Annotated in this window: 11 protein-coding genes; 2 read left to right on the forward strand and 9 right to left on the reverse strand. The window is 61.3% G+C overall.

Annotation, left to right across the window (positions count from 1 at the left end):
- Positions 1–106: 106 nt before the first annotated feature.
- The 3 genes from xoxF5 to ON753_RS16700 all read right to left on the reverse strand — a co-directional run bounded on the left by xoxF5 (position 107) and on the right by ON753_RS16700 (position 4,137).
- The gene (gene xoxF5 / locus ON753_RS16690; RefSeq protein WP_265963742.1) at positions 107–1,927 is read right to left on the reverse strand and encodes a lanthanide-dependent methanol dehydrogenase XoxF5; all 1,821 of its coding nucleotides are present in this window, start codon (positions 1,925–1,927) and stop codon (positions 107–109) included.
- 258 nt (positions 1,928–2,185) lie between these two features.
- The gene (gene fghA / locus ON753_RS16695; protein WP_265963743.1) at positions 2,186–3,016 is read right to left on the reverse strand and encodes an S-formylglutathione hydrolase; all 831 of its coding nucleotides are present in this window, start codon (positions 3,014–3,016) and stop codon (positions 2,186–2,188) included.
- Between the two features lie 8 nt (positions 3,017–3,024).
- The gene (locus ON753_RS16700; protein ID WP_265963744.1) at positions 3,025–4,137 is read right to left on the reverse strand and encodes an S-(hydroxymethyl)glutathione dehydrogenase/class III alcohol dehydrogenase; all 1,113 of its coding nucleotides are present in this window, start codon (positions 4,135–4,137) and stop codon (positions 3,025–3,027) included.
- Between the two features lie 167 nt (positions 4,138–4,304).
- On the opposite strand from ON753_RS16700, the gene ON753_RS16705 reads away from it, so the two are divergent.
- The gene (locus ON753_RS16705; protein WP_265963745.1) at positions 4,305–4,901 is read left to right on the forward strand and encodes a hypothetical protein; all 597 of its coding nucleotides are present in this window, start codon (positions 4,305–4,307) and stop codon (positions 4,899–4,901) included.
- 32 nt (positions 4,902–4,933) lie between these two features.
- On the opposite strand, the gene ON753_RS16710 is transcribed toward ON753_RS16705, so the two are convergent.
- Positions 4,934–5,992 carry a quinoprotein relay system zinc metallohydrolase 2 gene (locus ON753_RS16710; RefSeq protein WP_265963746.1) on the reverse strand — a complete coding sequence of 353 codons (1,059 nt, stop codon included), beginning with the start codon at positions 5,990–5,992 and terminating at the stop codon, positions 4,934–4,936.
- A 146-nt stretch (positions 5,993–6,138) separates the two neighbouring features.
- Between ON753_RS16710 and ON753_RS16715 the strand changes: the two genes are divergently transcribed.
- On the forward strand, positions 6,139–6,960 hold the full coding sequence (locus ON753_RS16715) for a quinoprotein dehydrogenase-associated SoxYZ-like carrier (RefSeq protein ID WP_265963747.1): 822 nt from the start codon (positions 6,139–6,141) through the stop codon (positions 6,958–6,960).
- Between the two features lie 52 nt (positions 6,961–7,012).
- Here the strand turns inward: ON753_RS16715 and ON753_RS16720 are convergent, their stop codons facing one another.
- The 5 genes from ON753_RS16720 to ON753_RS16740 all read right to left on the reverse strand — a co-directional run bounded on the left by ON753_RS16720 (position 7,013) and on the right by ON753_RS16740 (position 12,329).
- Positions 7,013–7,393: a hypothetical protein gene (locus ON753_RS16720; protein WP_377047368.1), complete on the reverse strand. Its 381-nt coding sequence runs from the start codon at positions 7,391–7,393 to the stop codon at positions 7,013–7,015.
- Positions 7,390–8,052: a hypothetical protein gene (locus tag ON753_RS16725; protein WP_265963748.1), complete on the reverse strand. Its 663-nt coding sequence runs from the start codon at positions 8,050–8,052 to the stop codon at positions 7,390–7,392. The genes ON753_RS16720 and ON753_RS16725 overlap by 4 nt, the downstream gene beginning before the upstream one ends.
- A gap of 70 nt (positions 8,053–8,122) precedes the next feature.
- Positions 8,123–10,363, reverse strand: coding sequence for a hybrid sensor histidine kinase/response regulator (locus ON753_RS16730; RefSeq protein ID WP_265963749.1), 2,241 nt, complete (start codon positions 10,361–10,363; stop codon positions 8,123–8,125).
- Positions 10,360–11,388, reverse strand: a complete 1,029-nt coding sequence (locus ON753_RS16735) for an FIST N-terminal domain-containing protein (protein WP_265963750.1) — start codon at positions 11,386–11,388, stop codon at positions 10,360–10,362. The genes ON753_RS16730 and ON753_RS16735 overlap by 4 nt, the downstream gene beginning before the upstream one ends.
- A 248-nt stretch (positions 11,389–11,636) precedes the next feature.
- On the reverse strand, positions 11,637–12,329 hold the full coding sequence (locus tag ON753_RS16740) for a response regulator (RefSeq protein ID WP_265963751.1): 693 nt from the start codon (positions 12,327–12,329) through the stop codon (positions 11,637–11,639).
- Positions 12,330–12,574: the final 245 nt, after the last annotated feature.

Consider the following 12,574-nt stretch of genomic DNA (forward strand, 5'->3'; position numbering starts at 1 on the left):
TGTGACATGGATCTCTTCGTCGTTATTACGGGGCTCTTGGACCGGAACGGACCGGCGCATGACCTGCGCCGGTCCGTTCTGCCGGGAACCTCCCGGCATGCTCAGCTCAGTTCGGCAGTGCAAAGACCGTCAACGAACCACCCAGAGCGGTATAGTCGGACAGCGCTGCATAGCCCCCCACGGCGCCGAGGCCTTCGGTGGGGTTCGTCAGCCCTGCTGCAAGACCGATACCGGCCCAGCCGCCAACGCCCGAGAGCACTGCGACATACTGCTTGTCGCCGTGAGAGTAGGTCATCACGTTGCCGATGATGCCTGAGGGCGTCTTGAACTTGTAGAGTTCATCACCCGTCTCTGCGTCGACCGCTTTCAGGTAACCTTCCAACGTGCCGTAGAAGACGACATCGCCGGCTGTTGCCAGAGCGCCCGACCAGACCGAGAACTTCTCGGGGATCGACCACTTGATCTCGCCTTTGGTGTTGTCCCAGGCAATGAAGTTACCCATGCCGCCGTGGCTGTCCGGAGCCGGATACATCGACAGCGTTGCGCCGACATAGGGCTGACCGGCCGTATAGCTGACGCGGAACGGTTCATAGTCCATGCAGACGTGGTTCGTCGGGACGTAAAACGTTTGCGTCTTCGGCGAATAGGCCGCGGGCTGCTGGTCCTTCGTGCCGAGGGCCGACGGGCAGATGCCGGTGGAATTCACATCCTCGCCATTCTGCTCGGTGGAGTAGTCCGCCACGACAGCCGGACGCCCGTAAGTGTCCGAAGTCTCGTCCATGTCGACGCCGGTCGTCCAGTTGACGACAGGATCGTATTTCTCGGCAACCAGGAGTTCACCGGACTCGCGGTCGAGTGTGTAGCCCAGACCGTTCCGGTCGAAGTGGGTCAACAGCTTGCGCTCCTGGCCATCGAACTCCTGATCGGTCAGGATCATTTCGTTGACGCCGTCGTAGTCCCATTCGTCATGGGGCGTCATCTGATAGACCCACTTTGCCATTCCGGTATCGACGTCACGGGCAAAGATGGTCATCGACCACCGGTTGTCACCGGGCCGTTGAGCCGGGTTCCACGTCGACGGGTTGCCTGTTCCGTAATACATCAGGTTCAGGTCGGGATCGTAGGAGAACCAGCCCCAGGTCGTTCCGCCCCCGATCTTCCACTGATCGCCTTCCCAGGTCGCGGTACCGCTGTCCTTGCCGACAGGCTCGCCCAGATGGGTGGTTTTTTCCGGATCCATCAGCGTATCGCTGTCCGGACCCATGGAATAGCCACGCCAGGCGACCGAACCGTCGGACATGTTGTAGGCGGTCATCGAGCCGCGAACACCGAATTCGCCCCCGGAAATGCCGACCATCACCTTGTCCTTGACGGGCATCACCGTTGCGGTGTTGGTCTCGCCTTTCGACGGGTCGCCGTTCTTGACCGACCAGACAACCTCACCGGTCTTGGCATCCAGCGCAACCAGCGTGGTATCCGCCTGATGCAGGAAGATCTTGCCGTCTCCATATGCAACGCCGCGATAAACGGTATCGCAGCACATGACCGGAATGACATCCGGGTTCTGCTTCGGCTCGTATTTCCAGAGCACCTTGCCGTCGTCGTTCAGATCGAGCGCATAGACGACGTTCGGGAACGGCGTGTGCACATACATCACGTCACCGACGACCAGAGGCGACCCTTCATGACCGCGCAGAACGCCTGTCGAGAAGGTCCATGCGACCTGAAGATCGCCGACGTTGTCCTTGGTGATCTGGTCAAGTTCGGAATAACGCTGGTTCGCGTAGTCGCCGGTCTGAATTGCCCATTGGTTCGGATCGTCTATCAGCTTCTGCAATTCCTCATTGGCACTTGCAGTCGTCATGCTGGCGGCGAAGAGCGCCGTCGATAAGACGAGGATCCGTTTATCTGAAAGTAGTCGTTTCATCGTTCCCTCCCATCTGGGTGTGTCCGATCCGGGTTCTGACCCTCTGCGCCACGGAAAAATCTCCTCCTCTTCCCGCGATCGGTTCCGCGCAAATTCACTTGCCTGTAGCCGTGCTGTCTCCCGTGTTTGGGATCGAAGCGGTGCTTCAATCTCCTGCCCTTGCTATTCAAACGTCGCCAGGTAAGCGACGACGCCGGAGCGCTCCTGTTCCTTGCGAAGTCCGGCAAATGTCATCGTCGTGCCGGGCATCTCCTTTGCTCAAAGCGCATTCAGTCGTTTCGCATGCCAGCGCACATGATCAGCGCCGAAGCTGGCAATGAAGTAGTAGCTGTGGTCGTAGCCAGGCTGCATCCGGACGATTCCCGGCTGGCGGGCCCCGGCGATCTGCCCGGCGATTGCCTCCGGGCGCAACAGATCCAGGAACTGGTCGTCGGCGCCCTGGTCGATCAGGATTTCTCCCTTCCAGCCGTGTTCGGCGAGGAGCAGGCAGGCGTCGTAGTTTCCCCAAACCGCCTCGTCATCGCCGAGATAGGCGGAGAACTGCTTGCGGCCCCAATCGGAACGGGTCGGATTGACGATCGGCGCGAAGGCCGATACCGAGCGGAACTTGTCGGGATTGCGAAAGGCAATCGTCAGCGCGCCATGCCCGCCCATGGAATGGCCGGTTATGCCGAAGACGCCGTTCAACGGCAGTGCCTCCACCAGCAGCGCCGGCAGTTCCTCGACGATATAGTCGTACATCCTGAAGTGACGGCCCCACGGATCGCGCGTTGCATTCACGTAGAACCCGGCCCCCTGTCCGAGGTCATACGCCTCGTCATCGAGGACCCCGTCGCCGCGCGGCGACGTATCGGGAAACACCAGTGCCAGCCCATGCTCGGCCGCATAGTTCTGCAGGCCGGCCTTGGTCATGGCATTCTCGTGCGTGCAGGTCAGTCCCGCCAGGAACCACAACAGCGGCACCTTGCGGTCCTTGGCCTGCGGCGGCAGGAAAAGGCCGAATGTCATCTTGCACTGGCATGTTTCGGAACTGTGACTGTAGACCGCCTGCACTCCGCCGAAACACTGGCTTTGCGATACGAGTTCCATCATCGCGCTCAATACTCGACCACTGCACGGATCGATTCACCGGCATGCATCAGGTCGAAGCCCTTGTTGATGTCTTCGAGCGGCATGGTGTGGGTGATCATCGGATCGATCTCGATCTTGCCGTCCATGTACCAGTCCACGATCCTCGGCACGTCCGTGCGGCCCCTTGCGCCGCCGAACGCCGTACCCCGCCAGCTGCGGCCCGTGACGAGCTGGAACGGACGGGTGGAAATTTCAGCGCCCGCCGGTGCGACGCCGATGATGATGCTTTCGCCCCACCCCTTGTGAGCCGATTCCAGCGCCGTGCGCATGACGTTCACATTGCCCGTCGCGTCGAATGTGTAGTCGGCGCCGCCCTTGGTGAGGTTGACCAGATACGGCACCAGGTCGCCTTCGACCTCGCTCGGGTTGACGAAATCGGTCATGCCGAAGCGTTCGGCCATTTCCTTTTTCGCCGGGTTGAGATCCACGCCGACGATCTGGTCGGCGCCGGCAAGGCGCAGGCCCTGAATGACGTTGAGGCCGATCCCGCCGAGCCCGAAGACGATCGCGCGCGAGCCGATTTCCACCTTGGCGGTGTTGATGACGGCGCCGATGCCGGTGGTCACGCCGCAGCCGATGTAGCAGACCTTGTCGAACGGCGCGTCGGGGCGGATCTTCGCCAGCGCGATTTCCGGCAGAACCGTGTAGTTGGAGAAGGTCGAGCACCCCATGTAGTGATAGATCGGATCGCCATCGAGCGTCGTGAAACGGGATGTTCCGTCGGGCATCAGCCCCTGCCCCTGTGTCGAGCGGATCGCCTGGCACAGGTTGGTCTTGGGGTTCAGGCAGTATTCGCAGCTCCGGCACTCCGGGGTGTAGAGCGGGATGACATGATCGCCGGGTTTGAGCGACGTGACACCGGGACCGACTTCCACAACGACACCCGCGCCCTCATGGCCGAGAATGGCGGGAAAAATGCCCTCCGGATCCGCGCCGGACCGGGTGAACTCGTCCGTATGGCACAAACCCGTGGCCTTGATTTCCACCAGGACTTCGAATGCTTTGGGGCCTTCGAGGTTCACTTCGGCAACAACAAGGGGTTGTCCGGCCTTCACAGCCAGAGCAGCGCGTGTGCGCATAGTCAATCTCCTCCCGGATCCGGTATTTAAGGCGCCTTCTAAGCACTTGTGTGCCGATTATATGAGGCGTCGGACATCCGACAATTGCGACCTTAGTGTGTAAATCCGAACTTTGGTCTGCCGGGTATCAGCGCTTATACTGCGGCGGTGTTCGAAGGGGAGGATCCATGACAAAAGCCGCGTATCTGGTGTTTTCGCTGTTGTTTGCGGCCACTCCCGCCAAGAGTGCGGATTTCTCCGATCCCGATTGGCCTTGTATCCAGCGCAAGGTGGAAAACCTGTCCATCGGGCTGATGTGGCCTCATCCCGTCGAAGAGACGGTGCTGCCGCAGGAAGCGCGCGACCTGGCCGAAGCGCTGTCGCTGCGCCGGGTCGGCCTGGATGAGGCGGAGGAGCATATCCGGGCCTTCATTGCAACCTATCCGGAAACCGGACCTCAACTGGTCGGCGGCGTCTTTCGCCGTGTATTCGACAACCTGGCCGGCGACCGCCAGCGCGTAATGCGTGGAATAGCCAATTACGCCCGCAGCCAGGCCGCCCTGTCTGCAAAGATCGACGACAAGCGCGCCGAAATGGACACGCTTCTTGCCGCCGGCTCGCCGGACTATGACCGGATCGACAAGCTCGAGGAGCAGATCGACTGGGACGAGCGTATCTACAAGGATCGCAACAGTGCGCTCACCTATGTCTGCGAAACGCCGGTCCTGCTGGAAAAACGCATCTATGCGATCGCCCGGATGTTGATGGAATTCACGCCCGAATAGTATTTTCGCTCAGGCGCCGCCTGCGGCCGGCTTCACTCCCATTCAAGCTCCGTATATGCGGCCGTGGCATTGCGCGGATTGTAGAGCTCGAACAACTGCCACTTGCCGGCTTCGGACCGGCCGATGACATCGGTGGCCTCGCCAAGACTGAGCCCGTCGTGAAGCGCCGCACGGGTATCGGCTGCAAGCACTTCCAGATAGCGCATCTGAGGCGCGATCGCCTCGGGCCACGGCAGCATCGGTCCGCCGTGACCTGGAACCACACGCTGCGCGGGATCATCTTTCAGTGCGCTCATCACCTCAATCCATCCGCGCAAGGAGCCGTCGAGCGTCGGCGTGTGAGTGTCGAAAAGCAGGTCTCCCAGGAACAGCGTGCCGGTAGCCTTGTCGAGGACCGTCAGGTCGGTTGCCGTATGGGCCGTGGGCCTCGGCTCAATCACGAGTTCGCGCCCCCCAAGATCGATGGTCTCCGGTCCCGAAACGGTGCGGTCCGGCCCGATGATGCGACTGCCGATAAAGCCGGGCAGGCCAATCAACTGGCCAAGCCTGTCTTCATAATCCTTCGCCCTCTCCGATATGGCGCGCGGAAACGCGGAATGGCCGACAATCTCTGCGCCCGCCTCGCGCAAGACTTCGGCACCAAACACGTGGTCGGGGTGCATATGGGTGAGAATGAGCTGCGAAACCGGCAACGGACTGCGGGCGCGAATTGCCAGGTAGAGCTCTTCTCCGACGCGCCGCGAACCGCCGGCATCTATGGCCGCGATGCTTCTTTCGCCGATGACGAAGCCGATATTGGCTGCGTCTCCGCCATTTTCAGGATCAGGTTCCGCGATTGCGCCCCGATGAACAAAGACACCCGGCGCGATCTCGGAAAACGACAGGGTCGACCCCGGCCGGGCCTGGCAGGATATCTCGCCAGTGCCCTCCACCGACAGCCAGGCCGGTGGCCGCGCCTCAACCGCAGCTTCGCATGTGGTGCGATTCTCAGCGGAATATCCGGGCAGTAACATCATGCGGCATGGAGGATCGCCGCCCCCGTTTTCCGGCGCCCCGGCCAACATGCACAAGGTCACAAACGCTTCGAACACCGCAGCCTCCTTACATCAGACAGGCGTACCGGATCCCCACCGCCCCGGCCACACATCCGAAAGGCCGTGTTCTGGGTTCACGTGTTTCATGGTAGGATCGGAGGATCGGACCACAAGCTGTGAAGCATCCACCTGGAGACCAACCCATGAAACAGCTTCTGGCGCGCTTGTCGATCGCCCTGCCGCTTCTTGCCGCCGGAAACGCCGTGGCCGGGGAGCCTGCTGCCGACAACCCGCTGACGGAAAGCCAAACCTGGAACGCGTTACGCGGCGACATTGCCGGCGACGCTCCGCTCGCCGACGGAACACCGGTCTTCTCGGTCACCGCCCCTTATCGTGCCCACGACGCGGCAACAGTGCCGATCGGTATCGAACAGACCGACCCGGCCGCCGCGCCGATCGAGGCGATCAAGCTGGTGGTCGACGAGAACCCGGCACCGCTTGCCGCGGAAATCCGCTTCGGTGCGGCAATGCATCCCTTGAAGTTTGAAACGAGAGTGCGCGTCAACCAGTATTCGAACATCCGCGTTCTCGCCGAGGCCGGGAACGCAACCTATATGTCGGGGCGCTTTGTCAAAGCCTCCGGGGGCTGCTCGGCCCCGGCCACCAAGGACCCGGAGGCGGCCGTGGCCGGCATGGGAGAAACGCGCGCCAGGCTGTTCGGCGATGCGCCCGTCCAGTCGAACCAGCGCTATGAGGCGCAGATCATGATCCGCCATCCGAACTATTCGGGGCTGCAGCGCGATCAGATCACCCACCTGTTCATCAGCGCCCATTTCATCAACGAACTGAAAGTCTACCAGGGCGACGAACTTCTCTTCGCGCTCGAAGGCGGCATTTCGATTTCCGAGAACCCGGCCTTCCGCTTCGAGTATACCGACAACGGCTCACCGGACTTCCGTGTGCATGCCGTCGATACCGAGGGCAATGTCTTCGACACCGTCCTGCCGAAAGAGCCGCGGGCCTGACGACCGGCCGCGTTCCGGATCAGGAATGCTCCGCGCGGCATCAATGCCCGCATCAAAAACAGAGCATTTCCGCCTCGGCCTGCGCGCGGCGCAGGTCGGCCACGATCGTGGTCGCCATATTCATGGTCTTGAAGGCCGACATGCGCTCGCCGCTCGCCTGTTGCAGCGACAGCACCGTTTCCGCCTCCTCGTATTTCTCGTAAGGCAGGATCGATGCGATCACGTCGATCGAGCAGGAGCAGTTCCGCAAGCTCTTCTGGTCCTGCCCGTTGGCCGCCATGCAGCCGAATACATAATCCGCCCGCGCTGCGGTGGGGTAATCGTTCAGCCTGTCGGCCATGGCCCGGACACCCGCATCCTGCGCGATCGCCGAGCCGGCAGCCAGCGTGCTGACAAGGCCGATGGCCGCCGCGAATGACAAACCGCGCATCATTGCGTTGCGCCCCCGGGCGCCTGCAGGGTGATCGCGGTGCGATACCCTTCGGCTTCGGTTCCCTCCGCTGCAGGCGCGGAGGCAACCAGCGACAGATATTCGCCCGGCACCTCGTCAGAAACGGTGACAGCCAGAACAAGACCGGCGAACCCGCCCATGTCGCCCCGCGCCTCGTCCGTGACGAACGGCCGGATCGTCGCCCTTTCCGCCGTGATGTCGTCCTTCCCGTACCTCACGGTCACCGATTCCCTTTCAGCCTTATCCAGCAGCGCTTCCTTGATCCGGTTGCGAATGTAGAACGGGCTCCCGCCGGCCTGTTTTGCCATGTCGCGCAGTGCCGTTTCCATGAAATACATGACGATGGGATTGCCGACGGACGCCGGAAACGTTCCGATCGACTGCTCCACGCCACCGCGTTCGCGCTTGAGGACCGCCTGCTCCCCCGAGACGGCGAGGGACAGCATTTCCTCCTGTGGGTCCTGTGCTTCGGCGGCCGGCTTGGGTGCGGACCAACCGGACGTCCGCGTCTGGTAGGTCAGCGTCTCGCCCTTGCCGATTCCGGCCAGGGAGCCGTCGCGGAAAAACGTGTCGTAGGTCTCTGCCGCCAGAATGGGTGCGGATAACAGGACAAGGCCGAAAATGGCAGCAAGAACTCGCATGTCAGGCTCCTTTGGTATCCTTCAGCCTAATCGACGCTGATTGCCTGTCACTTACGACCTTGGTCTCAGGTCAGGTCATTTCGCGGCGTGTCTTCCAGTCGATGAGCGCGCGAAGTCTCGGCAGGTTGACCGGCTTCTTGAGCACAGAGAAGGCTCCTTCCTGGCCGAGCCGCATCAGGGCCTTCGAATTCTTTGCGGAAATGACGATCGCCGGCGTCTGCGATCCACCCGCAGCCCGCAGTGCCCTGATGGCCCTGACGCCCGTGTCAGTCCCGTCGAGCTGATAGTCGGCGAGGATGATATCGGGCGGCGTGCCGATTTCAGCCATGAGGTCGAGCGCGGTTTCAGTGGACGTCGCCGCAAGCACGCTGGCGCCCCAGCTGTCCAGCCGTTGCGTCATCGCATGGAGCACATCCGCATCGTTCTCTATCACCATGACGATCAGATCGAGCGGCCCGTGATGCGCCGAGGCGTCCACCGCCACAGGTTTGCGGCACAGATCCGATCCTTCCGGCGAGGTCACCAGCGGTACCTCGATGGCAAACATCGACCCGCGCTCCGGTTTGGACATGAGCCGCACCTCATGGCCGAGATGCCGGCACGCGCGTTCGACGATGGACAGGCCGAGGCCCACGCCGCTGCCCGACCGGGTGTCGCGCACCCGTGTGAATTCGTCAAAGATCCGCTTCTGGTCCGCCTCGGAGATACCGATGCCAGTGTCCCAGACCTCCACCGAAAGCCTGGTGCCCTTCAGCCGGCAACCGACAAGCACGCGGCCCGTCTCGGTATACTGGATGGCATTGACCGCAAGATTGCCGATGCACCGCATCAGATAGCGCCGGTCCGACGACACCCAGCGGCTCGACGGCACGAATTTCAGCTCGATGCCCTTCTGGGCCGCCAGGGTAGACAAGTCTTCCTCCAGAGCACGCAACGGCTCCTCCATGCAGAAGGACGTGATGTTGAATTCCACGCCCGAACTGTCCAGCCGCGAAATATCGAGCAGCGCATGCAGGAGGGTCTCGATCGACGAAAAGGACCGGCCGAGTCGCTCGACGGTTTCCTTCGCCTGGCCCTGATCGACGATCTCGCCGAGGGTCGAGATGTAAAGCTTGGCCGCGTTGATCGGTTGCAGCAGATCATGACTGGCGGCTGCCAGGAAACGGGTCTTCGAAGCATGTGCCGCCTCGGCGGCTTCCTTGGCCTGGCGGAGGGCGTCCTCGGTCTTGAATTGCTCGGCCGATTGGATCTGCAGCATCCTGTTCGCTTCCGTCAGCTCGGCAGTGCGCTCGCGCACGCGCTGCTCCAGCATCTCTGCGACCTCGGTTTCTGCCGTCACATCCCGCAAGGTCACCAGGAAGCAGTCATCGGGAAGGGAGTGGGTTTGAAGATCGAGCCGCACGCCGTCCTGGCGCCGTACCCTCTCCTGCACGGTATTTCCGCGCAGGATTGCCTTGAACCAGCCGGGATAGGTCGACCGCCGTCCCCTGCGGTCCAGGATCTCGTGGCGCTCGACATACTCGACGATCCGCTGCATCCCGACGCCCTTCTTCAGAAGCGGCAGCGGGACGCCGAGCAACTCGCCGAACCGCTCGTTGCGCACCAGCAGTTCACCTTCGGACGAGAACGTGCAGATGCCGAGCGACAGGTGATCGAACGCCGCCTGCAGAAAATGCGCCTGATCCTCGATGAGACGCTTTTTCTCACGGCGGTTTTCACGCACGATTTGCGTGACCTCGGTCAACAATACGGCAATGTTGTCCGAGCTTGTTTGCCGGTGGGACAACTGGTACCAGCGGTCTCCCCTCAACGCGATGATGAACGAGGAGAACCGCCGCGTGCCCGGCCGATCCGGCGGGCTGTGCCATCTGCCATTGCCCTGGCTGATCACATATTTGCTGGCACTGACGGCAGCAAGAAAGTCGTCGAACCCGAGGCCGGGCTGGATCAGCGGCTCGACATCCGGAAGCAACTGCTTGAACAGCGAGTTGCAGACCTGCAGCCGTTCTTCCGAAAACAGCGCAAATCCGCCTTCCATCGCCACCATGACGTCTGCAAGGTTCTTCTGAACCCGCTCCTGGACCTTATAGGCGGTTTCCAGTTCGCCGGAGGCGCGCCCGAGCGTGTCAAGGGCTTCTTCAAGGTCGCGCGTCTTCTCCCAGACCTCTGCCTGCAGGGCGATCGCCGACTGGAAGAGGGAATAGGCGGTCCCGTCGACCTTATGGCTGCGCTCGATGCGGTCGATCAGGGCGTCGATGATCTTGGATTGCTTGACGACCTGCAGATCAAGCGGATCGTTTGGATCGATCATGGCAACATTTCACCCCGGGGCGGGAAAAATGCCACGCCCACAAATGTCTGGTTCACATGCACGCCCAGATGCTGTTCGCCATATGTGTTGAAGCCGACGACCCGGTGCTTGCGAAAATGCCGCGAGGCTTCGTCGCAGAGGCCCTTGTGCTCGATTTCGAGTTTCCTCAGGTAACAGTCAAAGCCCAGGATGAAGTCGGGCTCGTCCCCCCGGTCATCCTGAACCGTCAGACTGTGGTCGAGTGTCCTGATGATCTCTTTGCCGCTGCCGAGCGTCAGCAACAGGCCGTCGTCGATTGCCGACAGGAATGTCAGCCCGCTTTCGCCGTGGATCTGCTGAATGGCGCGCACATGGTAAATGTTGCGGTTGTGCACAAGGACCGGGTTTTCGGCAAAGACGATCGGAGAGAGGCTGTCAAGCGGCACACCGACAAGGCGGGCATATTCGCTGGCCGCCGGCGAGCCGTTGATCTCCAGCACCAGCCGCTCCTCCGGGACGGCCCGGGTAACCACCATGCGTTTGTCCGTCGGCTGGAAATGGTCGAAGCCGAGGCCCTTGTAGGTAAGGTTGGTTTCGATCAGCAGCAGCAGCGCCGCATTGGTGTGGAATTTACCGCCGTGCAGGACGAAGGTCCGTTCAAAGGCCAGTCCGTCACCGGCGGATCCGCCGAAGACAGGAATATCCCTCAACCCGGCTTCCAGGGCTGCCGCTATAAGATCTTCCTGTTTGGACAATCCGTCCGAGAACATCAGCGCCAGCCGCTTGCGGCCGGGGGTGATGCGAAACCGCTCCACCATCGTCTCGGTCTGCGACACCACCTCGGCAATCGACACGGGCGCGACGGGCGAAAACAGTTTCGAGGCGACGCGGAAATGCTCGCGCGGGAATGCCAGCGCCAAAAGGGTTTCACTCTCGTAGCCACGCGAGGTTATCTGCCCTGCCGTGGTGCAGCCGTAAACGACGGCCCCGGGCAAAGCCTGCGGCATCGCGGCGGCCAGACCGTCCAGATCCAGCGTGCTCGGCACGAACAGGAGAATGAAGCTCGCGCGCGCACCGTCCAGCTGACGCGCGATGTCGGTCAGTGCCTCGGCCGCGTCGGTCGAATAGGAGGCGGCGATCTCGCACCGTCTCCGCAGGCTTCCGGTCGAGACTATTTTCCCAGATCATCGCGTCATTACCCGCCCGAAGTATTTGCTATTAATAATCATTGACGACGATGCACCCGGCGGATCACAGGCGATGAGGAATGGTACGAGCGACCGTCACCCTGGTTTCATTGCAGGCTGTGCCGGATCGAGACTTCACGCACCATCAGCGCGGCCTGGGTACGGCTGCGCACACCCAGACGGCGCAAGAGTGCAGTTATATGCGCCTTGACCGTCGCTTCCGCCAGTTGCATCTCATACGCGATCATCTTGTTCTGCTTGCCTTCGCAAATCAGTCCGAGAATCCGGTTCTGCTGATGTGACAGGCTGGCGATTTTCCGCGAGACTTCTTCCACAGACTGGGCTTCCGGCGGCCTCACGTGCGAGGCCCTGCTGTATCCCGGCGGGAAATAGATCTTTCCCTCCGCCACGTCCCTCATGGCGTTCTTGAACACCTGGCGTTCAATGTCTTTGGGGATGAAACCAGCGGCACCCGCCTCGATGACCGAGTGAATGATGCTGTCGGAATTGATCGCCGACGTCACGATGACTGGAACGTCTGGGATCTTCTTCTTGATTTTCAGGAAACCGCTCAACCCCGAGACATCCGGCAGGTTCAGATCGAGCATCACCAGGTCCGGACAGTACGATGAGCGCAGCTTCTGGAGGGCGTCCGCCAGAGACGTTGCGGTACGTATTTTCTTGGTGTTGAAGATGCTTTCCATGGTCATCGCCAACGCATCGCAATACAGGGGATGGTCATCGATAACGAGAGCAGACCTGATGGTAAGATGGTGACCGGACGTGTTGGTCCGCGACATTGGCTATTCCTCCTCCCAATCCCCCGAACGGTTCCTTTTATGAACCAGGGAACGAATGGAACGCACGAGAAACGCATCTGACCGGCGCGCATCCTCTTCCTCGCAACGACCTCGCTCTACATAACAATTACACGGATTTTTTTTCCTGCAAATCAGGACGTGTGGCAGCAATTCATACATTGAAGGGCCGCAAGACAACAAGCTGAAGCGACGAAGGAGCGGGAAGATGCGCGCCAAGCCACTTC

It is taken from the genome of Roseibium salinum (assembly GCF_026240905.1).
Classification (GTDB): domain Bacteria; phylum Pseudomonadota; class Alphaproteobacteria; order Rhizobiales; family Stappiaceae; genus Roseibium; species Roseibium salinum.